At 46.1% G+C, this 17,733-nt stretch carries 16 protein-coding genes and 1 other RNA gene; 8 read left to right on the top strand and 9 right to left on the bottom strand.

The window, feature by feature from the left end; translation table 11 throughout:
• The first annotated feature begins 30 nt into the window (after positions 1-30).
• The 3 genes from G6R11_RS04905 (at position 31) to G6R11_RS04895 (ending at position 2,414) form a co-directional block, all read left to right on the top strand.
• The gene (locus G6R11_RS04905) at positions 31-618 is read left to right on the top strand and encodes an acyloxyacyl hydrolase (protein WP_163131978.1); all 588 of its coding nucleotides are present in this window, start codon (positions 31-33) and stop codon (positions 616-618) included.
• A gap of 197 nt (positions 619-815) precedes the next feature.
• Positions 816-2,006 (top strand): serine hydrolase domain-containing protein, encoded by a 1,191-nt coding sequence (locus G6R11_RS04900; protein ID WP_163131977.1) that lies wholly within the window; start codon positions 816-818, stop codon positions 2,004-2,006.
• Between the two features lie 15 nt (positions 2,007-2,021).
• Positions 2,022-2,414, top strand: a complete 393-nt coding sequence (locus tag G6R11_RS04895) for a hypothetical protein (RefSeq protein ID WP_205472608.1) — start codon at positions 2,022-2,024, stop codon at positions 2,412-2,414.
• A 53-nt stretch (positions 2,415-2,467) separates the two neighbouring features.
• Here G6R11_RS04895 and G6R11_RS04890 read toward each other — a convergent pair whose 3' ends face one another.
• From G6R11_RS04890 to G6R11_RS04870, 5 genes are all read right to left on the bottom strand, one after another.
• Positions 2,468-3,676, bottom strand: a complete 1,209-nt coding sequence (locus G6R11_RS04890; RefSeq protein ID WP_163131976.1) for an FAD-dependent monooxygenase — start codon at positions 3,674-3,676, stop codon at positions 2,468-2,470.
• Between the two features lie 19 nt (positions 3,677-3,695).
• Positions 3,696-4,910 carry a 2-octaprenyl-6-methoxyphenyl hydroxylase gene (ubiH, locus tag G6R11_RS04885; RefSeq protein ID WP_163131975.1) on the bottom strand — a complete coding sequence of 405 codons (1,215 nt, stop codon included), beginning with the start codon at positions 4,908-4,910 and terminating at the stop codon, positions 3,696-3,698.
• A gap of 1 nt (position 4,911) precedes the next feature.
• A complete protein-coding gene (gene pepP, locus G6R11_RS04880) occupies positions 4,912-6,207 on the bottom strand; it encodes a Xaa-Pro aminopeptidase (protein ID WP_163131974.1) in 1,296 nt (431 codons plus the stop codon).
• A 24-nt stretch (positions 6,208-6,231) separates the two neighbouring features.
• Complete coding sequence (locus G6R11_RS04875; protein ID WP_163131973.1) at positions 6,232-6,798, bottom strand: UPF0149 family protein; 567 nt, start codon at positions 6,796-6,798, stop codon at positions 6,232-6,234.
• Positions 6,799-6,889: 91 nt separating this feature from the next.
• Positions 6,890-7,495, bottom strand: a complete 606-nt coding sequence (locus tag G6R11_RS04870) for a hypothetical protein (protein ID WP_163131972.1) — start codon at positions 7,493-7,495, stop codon at positions 6,890-6,892.
• A 268-nt stretch (positions 7,496-7,763) separates the two neighbouring features.
• Between G6R11_RS04870 and zapA the strand changes: the two genes are divergently transcribed.
• Together zapA and ssrS are read left to right on the top strand one after the other, a co-directional pair.
• Positions 7,764-8,078, top strand: a complete 315-nt coding sequence (zapA, locus tag G6R11_RS04865) for a cell division protein ZapA (protein ID WP_163131971.1) — start codon at positions 7,764-7,766, stop codon at positions 8,076-8,078.
• A gap of 47 nt (positions 8,079-8,125) precedes the next feature.
• Positions 8,126-8,306, top strand: a non-coding RNA gene (ssrS, locus tag G6R11_RS04860) — 6S RNA.
• Between the two features lie 312 nt (positions 8,307-8,618).
• On the opposite strand, the gene G6R11_RS04855 is transcribed toward ssrS, so the two are convergent.
• Together G6R11_RS04855 and G6R11_RS04850 are read right to left on the bottom strand one after the other, a co-directional pair.
• The gene (locus G6R11_RS04855; protein ID WP_163131970.1) at positions 8,619-9,299 is read right to left on the bottom strand and encodes a penicillin-insensitive murein endopeptidase; all 681 of its coding nucleotides are present in this window, start codon (positions 9,297-9,299) and stop codon (positions 8,619-8,621) included.
• 58 nt (positions 9,300-9,357) lie between these two features.
• On the bottom strand, positions 9,358-10,308 hold the full coding sequence (locus G6R11_RS04850; protein WP_163131969.1) for a hypothetical protein: 951 nt from the start codon (positions 10,306-10,308) through the stop codon (positions 9,358-9,360).
• A gap of 316 nt (positions 10,309-10,624) precedes the next feature.
• Between G6R11_RS04850 and G6R11_RS04845 the strand changes: the two genes are divergently transcribed.
• Genes G6R11_RS04845 through G6R11_RS04835 form a run of 3 tightly spaced genes read left to right on the top strand, consistent with a single transcriptional unit; the run spans position 10,625 to position 13,562 of the window.
• Complete coding sequence (locus G6R11_RS04845) at positions 10,625-11,806, top strand: hypothetical protein (protein WP_163131968.1); 1,182 nt, start codon at positions 10,625-10,627, stop codon at positions 11,804-11,806.
• The gene (locus G6R11_RS04840; protein WP_163131967.1) at positions 11,803-12,825 is read left to right on the top strand and encodes a sensor histidine kinase; all 1,023 of its coding nucleotides are present in this window, start codon (positions 11,803-11,805) and stop codon (positions 12,823-12,825) included. Before G6R11_RS04845 ends, G6R11_RS04840 begins: the two co-directional genes overlap by 4 nt.
• Complete coding sequence (locus tag G6R11_RS04835) at positions 12,813-13,562, top strand: LytTR family DNA-binding domain-containing protein (RefSeq protein ID WP_163131966.1); 750 nt, start codon at positions 12,813-12,815, stop codon at positions 13,560-13,562. Before G6R11_RS04840 ends, G6R11_RS04835 begins: the two co-directional genes overlap by 13 nt.
• 77 nt (positions 13,563-13,639) lie before the next feature.
• Here G6R11_RS04835 and G6R11_RS04830 read toward each other — a convergent pair whose 3' ends face one another.
• Together G6R11_RS04830 and G6R11_RS04825 are read right to left on the bottom strand one after the other, a co-directional pair.
• Positions 13,640-15,343 carry a solute:sodium symporter family transporter gene (locus G6R11_RS04830; protein ID WP_163131965.1) on the bottom strand — a complete coding sequence of 568 codons (1,704 nt, stop codon included), beginning with the start codon at positions 15,341-15,343 and terminating at the stop codon, positions 13,640-13,642.
• 68 nt (positions 15,344-15,411) lie between these two features.
• The gene (locus tag G6R11_RS04825; RefSeq protein WP_163131964.1) at positions 15,412-17,514 is read right to left on the bottom strand and encodes an alpha-galactosidase; all 2,103 of its coding nucleotides are present in this window, start codon (positions 17,512-17,514) and stop codon (positions 15,412-15,414) included.
• Between the last annotated feature and the right edge of the window lie 219 nt (positions 17,515-17,733).

The following is a 17,733-nucleotide window of genomic DNA, read 5'->3' as shown; positions in this document are numbered from 1 at the left end:
GCTTTAAACAACCACCATGAGACAGCATTTATGCAGCAAGTTGCATTACTTCCCCCTTCCAAGGCTAAAGGCCAACAACTAAAAACCAGCTTAGCCTGGCTAAGTTTAATGCTAATAAGTATTGAGTTGCCCGCCAAACAATTAAACATTGGCGTGGGCTATGGCCCGCAAGTAGGCGCCAATGTTGAGCGACAAAATAATGCGGTATTTGATCTTAGTTACACCTTTTGGGATCGCCGCTTTGGCGAGAATGAGCGCTGGCAATTACTGCTGGGTGTGGGCTACAGCCACTTGGTGAGCGATGTGGAACAAAACAGTAAAGTAGATGTTTACTCAGTACTTCCCACCATTCGTTACAACTTAAAATCTCGCGACAACTTCGACCCATATTTCGGCTTTACTGCTGGGCCATCGATCATGTCATCCAATAAGTTGGGCTATCAAGAGCAAGGCTCGCGCTTTCTGTTTAACGACTTCATTAGCTTTGGCGCTTATTTTGGAGAGCACAGACAGTGGGAGCTTAGCTTTTCTTGGCGTCATCTTTCTAATGCCGATTTGCTTCCTCCCAACCCCGGTTTTGATGTGCCCTTTAGCCTTAGTCTTGGCCGCAAATTCTAAGCCCTAGCTTGCCAATACCGCGACGAATTAAAAGCAATCGGCTCTTTTCATATTACGAAATCGACCAAGTTCAGAGTTCATATTATGAAATTGGCATTCCGTAATATGAAGACATTGAAACAACAACATAACTTTGCAGCTTGAGGACCAAGTTGTTAACCCTAGGCAGGATTCGCCAAACCATAAGGTGAATAACCATGACAAATAGCAAAACGCTTAAAACGACCTTACTCGCGAGCTTAGCCGCTGCAGCCATTTTTAGCACTGGCGTAAGTGCTGCGCCTTCTAACCTAACGCCATTAACTATTGATACTTGGCAACAGCAACGCGCCGAAGGTTTAATAAATTTACCGTCAATTACCCCCAACCTAATGGCCGTTAACGCGCAAGACAGCTTTCGCATCAATCACCAAAAACGCCATTACGAGATTCATGAAATTGACTCAGTTGCCAGAATCATTAACCACCCGGCGGTGGCCAGCATAGTAGTGATGAACCAGCACGGCGATGTAATGCTAGAGCACTACCGAGATAGTGATCGCAACAGCATTTACTCGGACCAGTCTTCGACTAAGTCGATGGGTTACATATTGCTAAACCGTGCCCTTAAAGCCCAACAAATTAGCCTGGATGACAAGGTAGAAAAATACCTGCCAGAGATTGGCGCAGGCTTTAGAGGTCGCACTGTAGCCGATGTAGCTAACATGGCAGTAAACCATGATATCTCTGAGCTAGCCGCTTACACCGGTGACCCAGAAGCCTTAAAAATGTTTGACGAAGATGAGCGGGTAATTGGCCTGCAACGCAACGACCAGCGTAAAACCCTACGCGAATTTGCCAGTGAAATTGGCGCTATGGGTGCCAGCAATGAGTGGAAAGGAAAAATTGCCAATTACGCCACCATTAATACCAACGTACTAATGCTGATTCTTGAGGCGGCAACTAACACGCCTGCCGACCAGTTAGTGCGCGAACTAATGCATGATATTGGCGGAGAGAAAACCGTATACATGGGCACCGATTTTGAAGGCGTGCCAATGATTGGCGCTTCATTAATGTCGGCTAGCTTAGATTTTGCTCGCTATGGCCGCTTGCTCATTGAAGACAACAAGGCTGCAAAGCAGGATATTAAACAAGCTAAGAAAGACGGTGAGGTAGTGCCAGCAGAGCTTACCGCCATTGAGTCTCGCTATTACAAATCGGCGATTATGAACAAATATGGCTTGGGCCATAGCGGTTGGGGCGGACAACTTATTTGGGCTGACCCAGAGTCTGGCACCATTATCGCGATTAACAGCCGCATCGCCAGTGAATTGCCAGCGCCTTACGAGCACTTTAATAAGCTCTACCAAGCTGCTTACGACATTATCGAACTGCTACGTAAATAGGCCAAGGAGAGCAGCATGAATTTGCAAAAACTAAACAAAAGTATTCGACATAAAACGGTGATGATTAGAGCTTTACTGGCAGCGATGGTGATCATGCTTATGTTGTCATTAAGCGTACATGCCGACGAAGTACACCAACAAACCGGTGAAGAGTACGCCATGGTGGTGGCCAAAGGAAAACTACTGAGCTTAACCAAGTGGAAGGTTGAAGTAGACTTTGGCCAAGCCTTAGAGATTGGTTTAAAAAACAAAGATCTATTGCGAGACAACCAAGGCAAAGTAATTGCTTTTAACTCACCGATGGATGCACTTAATCACTTGAATCAATCGGGTTGGATATTGGTATCAGCCAATACCAGTGGCGACCAGTTCTCGGCGATTATGAAGCGCAGTAAGCCACGCGACTAATAAGCTTCGCAACTAAAAGCGCTGGCACTTTCTCTAAGTGTCAGCGCTAAAGCTTAGACTTTACAGCTGGCACGCTTAGGCAGGTCACCTTCTAATCCCAAGGCGCGGCGCATAGCTTGTTGCTTAAGCGGTTCAGCTTTATCCACCAAGCTCATGCCTACTCCGCGCAGCAGTTTAAGTGCAGGATTAGTATTGCCAAATAAGCGCTTAAACAATTCCATTGAGGCGATCATTTGGCTGGCTTCGCTTTTACGCCAGCGCTCAAAGTGGCGCAGATTGGCGTAGTCATTAATGCTCTTGCCAGCTTGTTGCAAAGCGATTAACTCTTGCGCCAGCGCGGCAGCATCCATTAACCCTAGGTTAACCCCTTGGCCTGCCAATGGATGAATGGTGTGGGCGGCGTCGCCAATTAAGGCAAAACCTTTACCGGCAAAATCGCGTGCATAACGCATCCGCAGTGGGAAGCCAGCGCACTCTCCTACTCGCTCACACAGACCTAAGCGATTATCAAAGGCCATAGTGAGCTGCTTATTAAACTCTGCCTCACTCATGGCTTGTAGCTCTGCCGCTCTGTCGGGGGAAACCGACCAAACAATAGAACAGGTATTGGCATCGCTTAAGGGTAAAAAGGCTAAAGGGCCTTCTGGGGTAAATATTTGGCGGGCACAATCTTGATGCGGTTCGGCGGTTTTGATGGTGGCCACAATCGCGGTGTGTTGGTAATCCCAATAGGTAAGCGGGATGTCTAACTGCTGACGCAACCAAGAGTTTGCGCCATCTGCTGCTACCAACAGCTTGCTGCTTATGCTTTGGCCATTGGCAAAGCTTAACCACGACTCGCTATCGCCACGGTGTAATTTGTCTACTGCATGCTCAACAATTGTTACGTTGCTCTGCTGGCTAACTTGCTGCCATAGGGCGTGACGAATAATGTCGTTTTCTACAATATGGCCAATATTTGGCACCAATAAAGCTTCGGCCTGAAAACGAATTTTAGCGAAGCTGTCGTGCTCCCAAACTTGCATGTCGTTATAGGGCGCGACTCGCTGCTCAAGGATGTGTTGCCATACCCCTAAAGACTGCAAAAACTGCTGGGAAGACAGACTAACGGCACTCACCCGCAGGCTGTATTGCGCTAAGTTAGGCTGTTGCGAGGGTTTGGGCTCAACAATGGCGATGCGTAAAGGGCTATCGGCTAAGGCACTGGCTAAGGCCAAACCTACCATTCCACCACCAATAATTGTTAAATCAACCGCTTGCATGTGCCTGTCCTAGTGCTTGTTAAGAGAGATGTAAACCTAAGCTTTGTTTCGCTAACAGCGATTTAAAGCTAGGGGAAAGTTGCATGGCCATTAGGCCAAGATTACGTGGAACCACCGAGGTTTTGTCATTGCTGGCAAACAAACTGGCCAGCGTAGAAGTCATGGCAATGGTGCGGGCATTGTCTTGCTCACGGCGCTGTTGGTAGGCGTCTAATAGGCTGTGTGCGCCTAAATCGCCGCCACTGCTGCACTGCTGTTGAATAAGCTCTGCCAAGGCCGCTACGTCGCGCAGTCCTAAATTAAAGCCCTGCCCTGCAATGGGGTGCAGCGCATGGGCAGCATTGCCCAGCACCAATAAACGGTGACTAAACAAACGTGGGTAATAACGCAGCGCTAAAGGATAGGCAAAGCGTTTACCCACGCCGATAAAGCGCCCTGCACGATAACCAAAGGCGCTTTGTAATTCGGCTAAAAACTCATTCTCACTGGCGGCCTGTAAGCGCTGAGCGTCTTCTGCATTAAGTGACCACACCACCGACCAACGATTGTCGGTCATTGGCAGTAGCGCCAATGGCCCGTCTTCGGTGAAGCGCTCAAAAGCCCGACCTGCGAGATCTTGCTCTGCTTGCACGTTAGCAATTAAGGCAAACTTGCCAAAATCATGCAGCTGCTGATTGCCAATTTGTTTACCCACTAGCGACTCAGCACCGTCTGCGCCCACTAATAAGCTAGCGCTTATGGTTTTCTGGTTATCTAGCTCCAACAGCACTTGCTCAGCTTGTTGCTCAATTTTGTTCACCTTGTTGGGGCAAAACAACTGCACTTGCTGGCGTTGGCTAAGTAGAGTGTGAAACTCACGACCAGCGTGCTCTAGCTCAATCACTTGCCCTAGGGCATCAAGCTGATACTCCTGAGCATTTAAGGTGGTATAGCCGCAATGGCCACGATCCGAGACATGGATATGCTCAATGGCGCAGGTATGTGGCGCTAGATATTGCCACAAGCCTTGTTGCCTAAGCCATTGCTCCGAGCCAGCCGATAAGGCAATAGCACGGCCATCAAAGCCTGGGTGTTGGCCAAAATTAAGTTCAGCCGCTTCGATTACCGCAATGCGTAAGGGCTGTTCAGCACTAGCGTTGCTTAAAGCTAAAGCAAGGCTTGCGCCCGCCATGCCCGCGCCCACTATCGCAATATCAAAGTGCTGATGCTGGTCTTGGATTTGGGCTTGGCTCATACTAGCTAGTCGCCATTAGTACTTCAATTTCGGCAATTGATTTAGGCACATCGCTAGTAAGAATGTCGCAACCGGAGCTGGTAATAACCACATCATCTTCAATACGAATACCCACACCTTGATAAGCTGCAGGTACTTCGGCATCAACAGGAATATATAGGCCTGGCTCAATGGTAATTGCCATGCCTTCTGCCAGCGGGCGGCTGCGTTTTACATCCCAATAGTCGCCCACATCGTGAACATCTAGGCCAATCCAATGCCCTAGGCCATGCATGTAATATTCTTTATAAGCTTCTTCTTCGATGAGCTTAGCAACGTCGCCCTGCATAATGCCCAGTTCCACTAAGCCACTTACCATAATGTTAAGCACTTCTTGGTTAACTTGGTTAATAGACACACCTGGTTTTAGCATGGCTAAAGCGGCTAACTGGGCATCTAATACCACTTGGTAGAGCTTGGCTTGCTCGGGGCTAAACTTACCGTTTACCGGGAAGGTACGGGTAATATCACCGGCATACATTTGGTATTCAGCGCCGGCGTCAATCAACACCAAGTCGCCGTCTTTCATCACGCTTTCATTCTCGGTGTAATGCAAGATACACGCGTTATCACCAGCGCCAACAATGGTGCCGTAAGCAGGTGCGCGTGAGCCGGCCATTAAAAACTCGTGATGAATTTCTGCTTCTAGCTGGTACTCATACATGCCAACTTTACAACTGCGCATAGCGCGCACATGACCCGCGGCAGAAATCTCGCCAGCTTTGCGCATAAGCGCTACTTCTTCGGCCGATTTAATCAGGCGCATTTCATCAACAATGGGTCGCCAATCTTCAATTTGCTTAGGTGCTTTAAAGCCTTGGCGTAAACCATTGCGCAGACATTCGATGGCGGCAAAGATTTGCTGATCGTAAGCGGGGTAACGACCTTGCGCCAAATACACTTTGTCTAAGCCATCTAGCTCAAGATGTAAATGCTCGCCAAGTTCTTCTATAGCGTGAGCTTTATCTATAGCCAAATTACTTACGGCTTGCTCTTGGCCTAAACGGCGGCCTTGCCAAATTTCGGCTAGCTTATCTTTGCGGCGATTAAACAACACCGTGCGAGTTTCGCCAGCGTGTTTAATAAGCAATAACATTGCGCTGGGCTCGTTAAACCCAGAGAAGTAGTAAAAGTCGCTGTCTTGGCGAAAAGGAAACTCAGTGTCGCGGCTGCGGGTTTGTTCCTCAGCAGCACAGAAAATCGCAACACTGTTGTCTGACATGGCAGCAAATAACTGCTGACGACGTTGTGAAAACACAGCAACTCCTTGGCTTATAAGTGTTTAATGCAGTGTAGGTTGTTGTTGGTCGCTATCACTGGCAGTGAGGTGAGCAAAGATAGTAATGGCGCCAATACGAACGTATTCCACTACTTGGAATAGGGCTTGTTCGTTCTCTTCTTCGTCATCATCTAAATCGGAAGACAATTGACTGATTTCGGTGAAGTCTTTAACCAGTTCTTGCACGTCTTCAGAGAGTTTATTTAGGTCGTTTTGCACTACCCCAAAACCCACTAAAAAGCTTTGTACCCATTGGGCTAAGGCTTCGGTGCGCTCTTCTACTACCACTTCATCGTCGGGCAACATCAATTGAAAACCCAATAAGCTGTCACTCATCCCGCTATGGGTGGCTTCCATTACTATTTTAAGCTGCTTTTTAATCTCAACCGGAAGGCCTTGGCCATCGTTAATCAGCGCATTAATCTGGCTCATCCAGTCACCGTCATTGGGTAGGCCAGCTGCTAGTAAGCCACTTAACAGGCCATGAACTTCTGCAGGGCTTACCAATATTTTTGAACCTATGAGTAGTTCACCCAGATCTTCGTAATCTGGATATGCAATTTTAGTCACGTTAAATACCTAGCTACTTTTAGTCCGCTAATCCTAACACTGCTTAAGGGTAGCGGCCATTTTTAAACTCATATTTGGGGCAGTAAAAGGGCTATTTTTGTTGGGCTTCTTTAAGCTGTTGGCGACGCAGGCGCACCCGCTCAATGTATTGATCGCGAAACAGTTTAATTAAGGTGCTCTCTTGTTGGCGAATAAAGCGCGCCGACATGTGGGTGGCCTTAGTAAACTGCAAACACAGTTGCGGATAAGGGTCACGCTTGTTTTCAATCTTGCGCACAATTCTCGCTTCAAATTGATGTTCGTAACCTTCGGTACTGTAGAGCAAGCTTAAATCTTCGAATTCGTCTTGGAGATCTTTAGGCAGGTAATCAACAATTTTGCTTAGGTCTTTGTGAAATAACACCCGCCCAACCAAAATTTTACTGGAAATAGGTAAAGGCTCGGCAGAAGAGCGCCACTGAATACGACAGCCTCCTTCGGAGACATCTAACACAGGAAAGACATGATCGCCCAAGTACATCATCGGCATGAACTGCGCCGCGTAGGCGTCTTTCACTTCTGATTTTTTGCGGCCTTGAGGGTCAACGTTGGCAATTTTAGTGTTAACCATTTTGATGAGGAGCTGAATCAAACGCACTGGGTAGACAATGCGGTAAAATCTGCGACGTTCATCGGCAAAACTGCCTGCTTGCGCCATGAAGCTTTGTATCCTGTTACCTAAAAAACTTTTGAAACTGGCGTTAAGGTTAACGCTCAAATAATTATAGTTGGCTATGGTGGACAAATCGTTAGGGATATTCAAGCAATCAAATAAGCTTTTATGAGACCGATAACGCAGTTTTGTTTAGCTTTACAGCAAACTGCTCGTTATTGCCGCAGCTTGCACAAAGCCACGGCAACAATGGTTGCAAGTTAGCGCGCTGCGCTATATATTCGGTCGTAATAGAGTTTAGCTAAGGCGAATCATGACGCAGGGCGTAGACATAATATTGTTAGGCAAGAATTATCGGGTAGCTTGCCCGGTAGGTGAAGAAGATAAGCTTCGCCAAGCCGCCGACGAATTATCTCAACGTTTAGAAGCGCTCAAACAAAAGAGCAGCGTTAATAGTACCGAGCACTTAGCCATTATGGTTGGTTTGCATCTCTCTTATGAGCTGCATAGCGAACAAGCAAAAAATCAGAATTATGCTGATAACATGAATCAGCGCATAGTAGAGCTACAAAACACCATTGAACGTGCCTTGTTAGAACAGAGCCAACCAGTGGATAATGTTGAATAGAGTACTCGCAGGGTATTCGAAGTTTTACTACAGTGTATAAAGAGTTTAGTTTCCTGGGGTGTTCGCCAGTTGGTGATGTCCCTGAGCCGATAATTGTATCTTAAGGGTAATTTTTCTCTGCTATTGAGCATGCTCAGCCCGACTGAGAAGCCTACGGTAGGGTCTTGTTTCCCGCCTTGAACCTCATGGTTCAAGGGCTAAAATCAACAGCGGCACTCTGGGTACTTCTTTCTTCCCCAAAACTGTTTCCCCCTCTCCATAAGAACCTCATAGCTCAAGGGCTAAAATCAACAACTGCAGTCTGTTACTTCTTTCTTCTGCCAAAAACCGCTCCAAAAGTTGTAATCACATACTTGAACTTGCACATTCGCAGGTAAGTAACCAATAGAGCGTAACGTCAAACAAGCGGGTGTTGTAATTCACCACTGGAAAGAAATGAGTTAAGAAAGTAATTTAAGCTGTGATGCCTTGGGTAAACCTAAGCTAAGCATACTCAGTATTAACGCCAAAAAATGGGTAGCCAAACGTTGCAACGATTGATCAAATCAGGGCGGAGCACGGAACCTTAAAGTCCACATGATAGTGTTCATCATGTCTTACCCACGAGCGTTTCTTTGAAAATTGAATATGCTCTTTCAGGTACTGCCCGTATTGTGTTTTAAGTAGATTTGGCTGCAACTCAGGATCAAAAATAACACGCCAAAGATCAACATTATACGCCAAAGCTTCCTTGTGTAATGCAACGATATGAGCAGCCATTGCTTCATAGTCGATGACTAAACTGTCATATTGCCCTTTCGAGTCAAACTCAATCTTGTACCCAAGTTTATTAAAGAGGTTTGTTGGAAGGTGAACTGACTTACCTTTTGCGTCCATAACAGGAGTCATAAAATCTACCGACAAACCATTACGATGTGTTTTGTGAGGCCTGAAACGGCCACCAGATTCAAAACCGGTTTCCGCGTATTTATAAACCTTCGTTGGTAACTCTTGGTAAAGGCGAGCATAAGACGAAACCACAATGTCGTGTACAGTCGAATGAACATAGGTTCGCCCAGCTAAGCGCGCAACGGTGCTGTAAGTGACAAAATTATCTCCCTCTGAAGGAAGCTCTACGCCATTTTCCAAGTGTCCATTTGAAGTCGTTCCATAGCAAACACTTTCGGCAGCAACAGAACCAAAACAAATAGATAAAGTTAAAATTACGAGTAATCTATCCATGTAGTACCAACGCTTCAAACACCGGAGGAGCGTAGCGACATCCGCGTGATTTGATTTGTTAAGGCTTGAGGACAAAAATTTGTTCATGATGATTAATCCATAAGCTCATATTAAAAAAATTAATTATCTTAGGTTCTTTTTCATCTCTTTCTTTAGGTGGCACCCATTCACCTACCGAAGTCTTGACAACACCATACGCCAAAAGCCTCTGGCCTTCTGAATATCCTGAGAGGTCGAGCCCCTTATCTGCCACAATTAGCTCAATACTTGGAATTGGTGTGACATTATCTAAGAGCTCATAGAAAGGGCTGTGTAGTTTAATTTTCCAGTATTTAAATTTTTCGGTTGGACCGATCAATTTAGAAATCACCCCAGTAAAACACATTGGATATTGCACCTTTCTATCTTCGATAAGGTTGTAAGCTGAAATATACTGCTCTTCCTCAAAGTAAAAGTTACTCCACTTGACCTTCTTTCCTCGGTAGTTGAGGACGATCAAGGAAGCAAGCTCGCTATCCTCTTCAAGCTTTGATCTCAATGTAAGAACTTGATTTAGTACTTTTATGTAACTAGAGGCTGTGCCTTTTTTGGTATACGCTTTACCCTTCGGGATTTTTTTAGGGGGGGGTGTTGATTTTTTTGTCGCACCACTTTCATCCTCCCTAAGTTCGGGTTGGTGAAGTATCTGAAGACTGAACTCATACTTGTTGTTATCTAATGACCTTAGTACATTTGGATCTGAGTCTCTTGCAATAACCTCAACCGCCCCCTCGGTGTTGTACGGACACAACTTGTACGAATGCTTTTGGTTTTGTTTTAACTTAAAGAAAGAAGGAACTGTAATTACTTTTTCTAGCCGTCTTTGCTCATAAGAATAAACAAAGGACATCTCTGCGTTACACCCATTGACATGACATATGTACTCGCCATCATAGCCGCCCTCGCAATCTTCAATGGTTACGTCGCCATGAGTTTTTTTGTCTTTAACTCTATTTACTTGTACGCCCAAAACTAAATCCTTACTGATTACGCCTTAACATTTTATTAAGATAAAACCCAGATTATCACCTTTCCTAAGCTGCATCAGCCACCTAGCTCGAATAATAACAAAAACATCAGCACAAAAGCATGCAAGCCCTTGTGGAAAGAAGGAATCGTAATTCACATTCCAATTACCCCACATAAAACCTCAATAATACCCTTACCACTTATCCCTGCTTAAAACACTTTATCAACTTAACTAACCGTTTATCGCATTCAAAACAGTTAACTTAGCCTCTCTCATAAGCTAATGCTCAAAGGACAGGATTTCACGAGGATACGTTTTGGCTCAGTTTGCTTTAATTTGGCTTTTGTTGCTGGTTAGTACCTTTAGCCATGCAGCTTGGCAGCAGCAGTGGCAACTGGAACTAGATGCTGGTTTTGCGAGTGCGTCTAACAGCCCGGTATTTGCTAGCGAGGACCAGGGATTTGCCGACGTGGCTTTACGCTGGTTTCCACAGTACGGCAATCTGCAAGCCCAGTTGGTAGCACTTAGTCAAAACAAGCAAAAACAAGATAACCAGCACGATTTGATCTTTGCCGAGCTGTTCTGGAAAACCGAGTTAGCCGAGCGTGACCTGCTGGTAGGTAAGCAACGCATCGACTTAGGTGTAAGTTATGGCTTTCGCCCCTTAGACATGTTTTTGCCCTACCGACGCAACCCAGTAGCGATTCAAGTTGAAGAAGGTGTTGGGGTGTTAAGCCTTAGTCAGTTTAGTGGCAGCGGCGAATATGCCTTGTTCTACACCGACTCCTACCTAGCCACTGAGTCCGAAGGTTTGCAGCAGCGCGGAGCCGGTTTACGTTGGTACCAGCTAAGCAATAATAGCGAATGGCAAGCGCTTACTTACTACGATAATAAGCGAGCACTTAACCTTGGCGGAACGTGGGTAACGACCTTTGGCGATGCTTGGGAAGTACATGCAGAATCGCGCTATCAACAGCATTACCTGCGCGCAGTTAGCCACTTAAATCCCGACAACATTGGCACAGTTCCGCCAGTTAACGAGCAAGAGTTTAAGCATGGTTTCCAAGCGCTAATCGGCATGACCTGGGCGAACTTAAACGGCGATAACCTTATCTTGGAATATTGGTTTGATAACCGCGCCCTAAACCAACAAGAATGGCAAAATGTAGCAGATATTAGCCGTTACCTTGAGCAGCAAAACGGCGGCATTAGCCAACTGCGTTATTCTCAAGGTGAGGTGTTTAATGGCCAAAACTTGGTTCAACATAATGTGATGCTGCACTGGCATCGAGATATTGAAGATTGGCAACCGGCATTTGATTTAATGCTAGCGCCCGAAGATGGTGGCGTGATCGCCACAGCAAGGCTGGATTATGAATTCAGCCAAGGATGGACGCTTGGCGCTAGGCTGCGCTATCTTGGTGGAGCTAGCTCTGCGGTATACAGCCTATTGCCCGAAAGCAAAATTGTCTTAATAAAACTTGAGGGATACTTTTGAAAACTAAATGTTTTGCATCGGTGTGGCGCTCACTGGCCATTTGTGCACTATTCTCCTTTGCCATTGGCTATGTCACCAATTCTATTTGGGGCGGCCCCTATTGGATGCACTACCTTATTGCGCTCGTTTTTGGTGTGGTTGGCACCATTACCGGCATGTTAATAGACATCCTTTTCCCTAAGATGAGTACCTTTTGGACCTTTCTGCTTAGTGCCCCCATCACCTTAAGCATTGGCAGTGCCCATACTTGGTATTGGATTAGCCCTTATTACGACAATTTCAATTGGTCGTTGATGCTTAAAGTAGTGTTAATTGCGCTATTTTTCTGTGCCGCCATTTACTACTACTTTTTTAGTCGCGAACAAAACCTAGAAATGGCCTCGGCGCTGCAACAAGCGGAATTAGAAAGGCTAAAGGCGGAGCAAGCACTTACCTACAGCCAACTTAAACTGCTGCAAAGCCAAATAGAACCCCACTTTTTGTTTAATACCTTGGCTAATTTAAAAGCCTTGATTGCGGTAGAACCGAAACAAGCAGAAGTACTGTTAGATAAGTTTACCGAGCTGCTTAGAGTTACCCTTAAAAAAAGCCGCCAAGAGAGCATTCGCTTAGAGGATGAAGTGGCCGGCATAAGCGCCTATTTAGCCATTCAACAAATTCGCTTAGGTGAACGCCTACAGTTCTCTGTAGAACTGGCCTCGCCAGAACTTAACCAGCACCAACTGCCTCCCATGTTATTGCAACCCTTGGTAGAAAATGCGGTTTTTCATGGTATAGAGCCTAAGGCCGAAGGTGGTCGGGTTACGGTGCAAATTGCGCTTAATCAGCAGCGCTGGCAAATAAGCATTGAAGACAATGGCATTGGTTTTAAGCAAGCCGCCAAACAAGGCAATGGCTTAGCCTTAGGCAATATCCAAAAACGCCTAGCTAGCTTGTTTCCCAACCAAGCCAGCTTAAACATTCACGCTTTAGACCAGGGCGGCACCTTGGCCCTTTTGGAGTTTCCATGCGAGCAATAATTGTTGATGACGAACCCCTACTGCGTTTTCATTTAGACAAAATGCTCGGTGAGTGCTGGCCAGAACTTGAGATTGTAGACAAGGCCGGTGACGGCCCAAGCGCCTTAGCCGCTGCCGAGCAGTTAGCCGCCGATGTGGTGTTTTTAGATATTCGTATGCCCGGCATGACCGGCATTGAAGTGGCGCAAAAGCTCAACCAGCTGAGCAAGCCGCCCCATATTGTATTTACCACCGCCTTTGACGAATACGCCATTCAAGCCTTTGAACAACAAGCGGTTGATTACTTACTAAAACCCATTGATGAGCAACGCTTATTACAAACCTGCCAGCGTATTCAGCAGCGCCAAGCTACGCCCGACGCTAGCCCCAACTATGACTTACAAGCCCTAGTCCAAGCCTTAGACGATAAACCTGAATATTTGCAATGGATTAGAGCCAGTAAAGGCGAAGCGGTAGAGCTTATCGCCATAGACGGCATCTTGGCTTTTGTTGCCGAAGATAAGTACACCACAGTGCGCAGCCAGCAAGGCGACTACGTAATTCGTACGCCACTAAAAGAACTACTGGGACAAATTGAACCCGGCTTGTTTTGGCAAATTCACCGCTCAACCTTAGTGAGAGTGAATGCCATTAAACGGGTGAACAAGAACATCTTAGGCAAACTAACCGTGGCTTTAGAAGATGATAGCGAATACCCGGTAAGCCGCAGCGCTAACCATTTATTCAAAGCGATGTAGGTCTTAACTATTTACCGTTCGTCTAGCCATAAAAAAGCCCAGCAACAAGGCTGGGCAAAAGATGAGTAAGCCAATAATTAGCTAGCTTCAGCTTCTGGCTGAAGTTGTTTACGCTTAAGGTGTCTGAAGAAATTACCCACCAACATAATCAAACCACAGAAGCCGTAGGTTTGTAGCAGCGTAGGATCGTCTGACATTAAGCCGATATCTGAGAACATGATGAACGCACCCAATACCATGTAAAGCACAATGGCAGAGGCTTCAAAACGGAATTCCCAAGGTGTTACGTCCATGTCTTTATTAATTGGCATAACGTAATCTTGCTCCCGCGGTTTAAAGGCGCCAATCACAAACATTAAGATGGTACAAACCACAAACAAAATGGCTAATTGGTGTAGGAAGTGCAAAGGCGTTTCAAACACTAATTGCATGGCGGCGTAAGACGATACAAACACTACCAAAGCCACTTTGGCTGCCACAGCAGGCACACGCTTAGAAATATAACCGACAAATACAATTGTGAAGATTGGCACACTAAAGAAGCCTGCAACCATTTGTAAGTATTGGAATAAACCTTCTGGCGCAAACATAATAAAAGGTGCAATACATACCGCAATAATCGCAATTAGTACCCCAAATACCCGGCCTTTAGCTACTAACTCTTGATCAGACTTACCTTCCCCAAACAAGGGCTTGTAAACGTTAAGCGCAAATAAAGTGGTTGAGCTATTAAGCACACCGTTAAAGGTACTAAGAATGGCACCAAACATTACCGCAACAAAAAAGCCTACCAGTGGTTTCGGTAATACTTCGTTCACCAAACGGGTATACATGGTGTCTGGGTTACCCGCGTCAGCGCCAAACATATGGAAAGCAATAATGCCGGGAATAATTAAAAACAGTGGCGAGATAACCTTAATACCACCGGCTAAAATTACCCCTTTCTGCCCTTCTTTAAGATTTTTAGCCCCTAAAGCACGCTGGATAATAGATTGGTCGGTACCCCAGTAATACAAGTTCACTAATAGCAAACCGGTAAACAAGGTAGAGAATGGCAGTGGGTCGCTAGAGGTACCTACCGACTGCAGCTTCTCTGGCGCAACCGTAACAATTTGATGCAGGCCATCGGCAAAGCTGCCGCCACCCAACACAATTAAACCAAATACCGGGATCATTAAACCGCCAATAATTAAACCTACACCGTTAATGGTGTCGGCAATTACAACCGCTTTTAGGCCACCATAAATAGCGTAAAAGAAGCCCAGCACACCAATGGTGGCAGAGATAATGGCAATGGCAGCAAACTCAGACACACCTAACAAGGTTTGAATATCAAAGATTTCACCCAATACCACCGCACCGGCATACAAGGTGGTTGGTAAAATATTAATCACGTATTGGCACAAAAATAACAAGGTAACAAACTTCTTCACCGATAAGTCATAACGGCTTTCTAAGAAATCGGGAATAGTGGTAATGCCCTGCTTTAAGTAACGCGGCACCAATAACAGCGCAATAATAATTAGGGTTACACCCGAGGCGACTTCCCAGCCCATTACACTCATATTATGGGTGTAAGACTGCGCGCTCATGCCCACAAAACTGGTGGCACTTAAGTTAGTTAAAATTAACGAGCTAGCAATTAAGCCGCCGGTTAAACTGCGGCCACCCAAAAAGTAGCCATCTTGAGAATCATGCTTGTTTTTCTTCACTTTGTTATAGGTGAATACCCCTACAAAGCCAGTAAACAGCAGGAACGATAAGAACACTGTTATAGACATGGTTAATCCTTCAATAAGTTGGCGAGCGGCAATCACTGCCCACTCGGTTGAGACTAAAATTTCAATAACTAAATTCGTTTCAGGTGCACCATCAAGGCAGACTCAGGGTCTAAAATCGGCAGCGTTAAGCCAATCTCGCGTAGGTTATCGCCGCTCAAGGTAAGGGTCTTATCTAACCAACTGGGGCGCTGCTTCATTAACTGGAAGCTGGTTTCTGGCATTTCTACCAACTTAACTTGGTAGCTTGCTCCGGGTTCTACGCAGCTAATGCGCAGAGGTGCTGGCAAGGCGTAATCAGGCATTGCTAGCTGACATACCGTGATCAACATTTCGTCGTCACTTTGTACGCCGCTTATGTGTTGGCGATTATCCGAAGCATTTAAACGGAAGCTTCGGCCACTGTGTAATAGAGGGCGATAATGCTTGTGCAGTGCAATATAGTGAGCAAAGGCTTGTTTCTCTTCTGCTGGCACTTTAACCGGGTCTAGCTCTACGCCCATGTGTCCGCTTAATGCGGTCATGCCTCGCATATTAATGTGATGGCAACGGCGAGTAGTATGGCTCTCGTCTGGGCCAATATGCGCCCCCATAACTTCTGGCGGGAAGAAGTAGCTCATGCCTCGCTGAATGGTTTGGCGCTCTAGTGCGTCATTACAATCAGAGGCCCAAAACCGGTGAGTACGTTTTAGTATTTCAAAATCAATACGGCCACCACCCGATGAGCAAGACTCAATCTCAACCTTGGGGTGGGCCGCCAACAATTTATCCAGCAAGGCATATAAGGCTTTAGTTTGACCATTTACCGCTGGGCGACCAACATGGCCAGGCTGGACTAACTCGCGGTTCATGTCCCACTTCAAATAACCAATGTTGTAGCGAGTAAGCAGCTCACTTAAGCGTTCAAACAGGTAGTTGAAGCAGTCTTTATTTTGCAGATTAAGTACATATTGCCAACGCCCTGATGGCTGGTGATAACCCTTTAGCTCTAACACCCATTCTGGATGCTCGCGGTACAAGATAGAGTCTTTACTGATCATCTCTGGTTCAACCCACAGGCCAAACTCCATGCCCTGTTGGTTTACATGCTCAATCACCGGCTCTAAACCGTTGGGGTATTTTTTCTCATCCAGATACCAGTCACCCAAGGCGCTTCGCTCGCCACTGCGACCAACAAACCAACCGTCGTCGATGATAAAACGCTCCACGCCCATCTCGGCGGCTTCGCTAGCCATCTTCATGATGTACTCAGGATCGTGCTCAAAGTAGATCCCTTCCCAAGTATTTAAATGCACTGGACGAGGTTTGTTTTCTGGAAACTTGATAATGTTGGCGCGAACATAGCGATGGAAGCGATCAGAAATACCATTTAAACCGGTATTACTGGCACAGGCGTACAACCAAGGCGTGCTGTACGTTTGCATGTAATCTAAACGCACTTCGCCCGCCAGTAGCAGTTCACCGGCTTGAACAAAACGGCGGCCGTCACTTTTTACATCGGCCCGTAATTGGTGGTTACCGCTCCAGCCCAAGTGAAAGCCCCAAACCTGACCATTTTGCTGATCAAAGTTATTGCTACCGGCAAACAAACCAGGGAAGTTTTCATGGGAAGTGCGGCCGCGACGGTTTTCTTGCATAAAACCACCGTGAGAGAAAGCTTGACGGTGGGTTTGAAACTCGCGGCTCCAGCGACCATGAAAAGTCATTAATTCGTTAGCATGGTGTGGCAAGGGCAAGGTAGCAGACAGCTTGGTGAGGTAGTACTTGGTATGTTCTAAGTTGGTCACGCTAATGCGTTTTTTCACCACATCGCTGTCGTAATCGAGCTCTATTTCAATTTTAAGCTCAAGATTGGCAACATCGTCACGCAGGGTAAATACCGCGCAACTCTCGCTGGAGTAATGATCGGTAGTGTTAAAAACTGGCGCCCAATCGTAACCGTTACGGTGCCCTTCTATGCCAGGCGCATTGAAGTGACCACTGCCTAACTCGGGACACAGACTTAATGGCACATCTACGTCTAAGCGTGCTTGCGAAATAGGTCGCTCAGTGGATAGCAGAATATCTTCATCTATCTGCTCTATTTTATTGCCCCAATGTAAAATTTCTGGCACCCGCGCCAGCTTGATAATGAGGCTGCAATTTTTGCTACAAAGGTGAACAATCTGACTCATAACAACATCCAAGTGTTTGCGTAAACATTGAGCGAAATATGCGCCTATTTACACTTATAAGCCATTTAACCTCGGATGTTATGTGATCAAGATCGACAGGGAAAACGTTTACTTGTGACGTTGATCGGGTTGTGTTTTCGAAAACACAGTATCTACTGTAGCGTTGAATCGCGTTTTATTAGCTCGCTTAAGATTTCCCTTAAGCTGGGTGTTACAATT

The sequence above is a fragment of the Agarivorans sp. Alg241-V36 genome (assembly GCF_900537085.1).
In the GTDB taxonomy this organism is placed as follows: Bacteria; Pseudomonadota; Gammaproteobacteria; order Enterobacterales; family Celerinatantimonadaceae; genus Agarivorans.
The sequence above is the reverse complement of the archived record's forward strand: the minus strand, read 5'-3'. Positions and strand labels throughout refer to the sequence as shown.

Bases quoted from the DNA above. Each gene is read 5' to 3' on its own strand.
- ubiH (WP_163131975.1), bottom strand. From the start codon at position 4,910: ATGAGCCAAGCCCAAATCCAAGACCAGCATCAGCACTTTGATATTGCG.
- G6R11_RS04855 (WP_163131970.1), bottom strand. From the start codon at position 9,299: ATGGATAGATTACTCGTAATTTTAACTTTATCTATTTGTTTTGGTTCT.
- G6R11_RS04900 (WP_163131977.1), top strand. From the start codon at position 816: ATGACAAATAGCAAAACGCTTAAAACGACCTTACTCGCGAGCTTAGCC.
- G6R11_RS04905 (WP_163131978.1), top strand. From the start codon at position 31: ATGCAGCAAGTTGCATTACTTCCCCCTTCCAAGGCTAAAGGCCAACAA.
- zapA (WP_163131971.1), top strand. From the start codon at position 7,764: ATGACGCAGGGCGTAGACATAATATTGTTAGGCAAGAATTATCGGGTA.
- G6R11_RS04825 (WP_163131964.1), bottom strand. From the start codon at position 17,514: ATGAGTCAGATTGTTCACCTTTGTAGCAAAAATTGCAGCCTCATTATC.
- G6R11_RS04835 (WP_163131966.1), top strand. From the start codon at position 12,813: ATGCGAGCAATAATTGTTGATGACGAACCCCTACTGCGTTTTCATTTA.
- G6R11_RS04830 (WP_163131965.1), bottom strand. From the start codon at position 15,343: ATGTCTATAACAGTGTTCTTATCGTTCCTGCTGTTTACTGGCTTTGTA.
- G6R11_RS04890 (WP_163131976.1), bottom strand. From the start codon at position 3,676: ATGCAAGCGGTTGATTTAACAATTATTGGTGGTGGAATGGTAGGTTTG.
- G6R11_RS04870 (WP_163131972.1), bottom strand. From the start codon at position 7,495: ATGGCGCAAGCAGGCAGTTTTGCCGATGAACGTCGCAGATTTTACCGC.
- G6R11_RS04895 (WP_205472608.1), top strand. From the start codon at position 2,022: ATGAATTTGCAAAAACTAAACAAAAGTATTCGACATAAAACGGTGATG.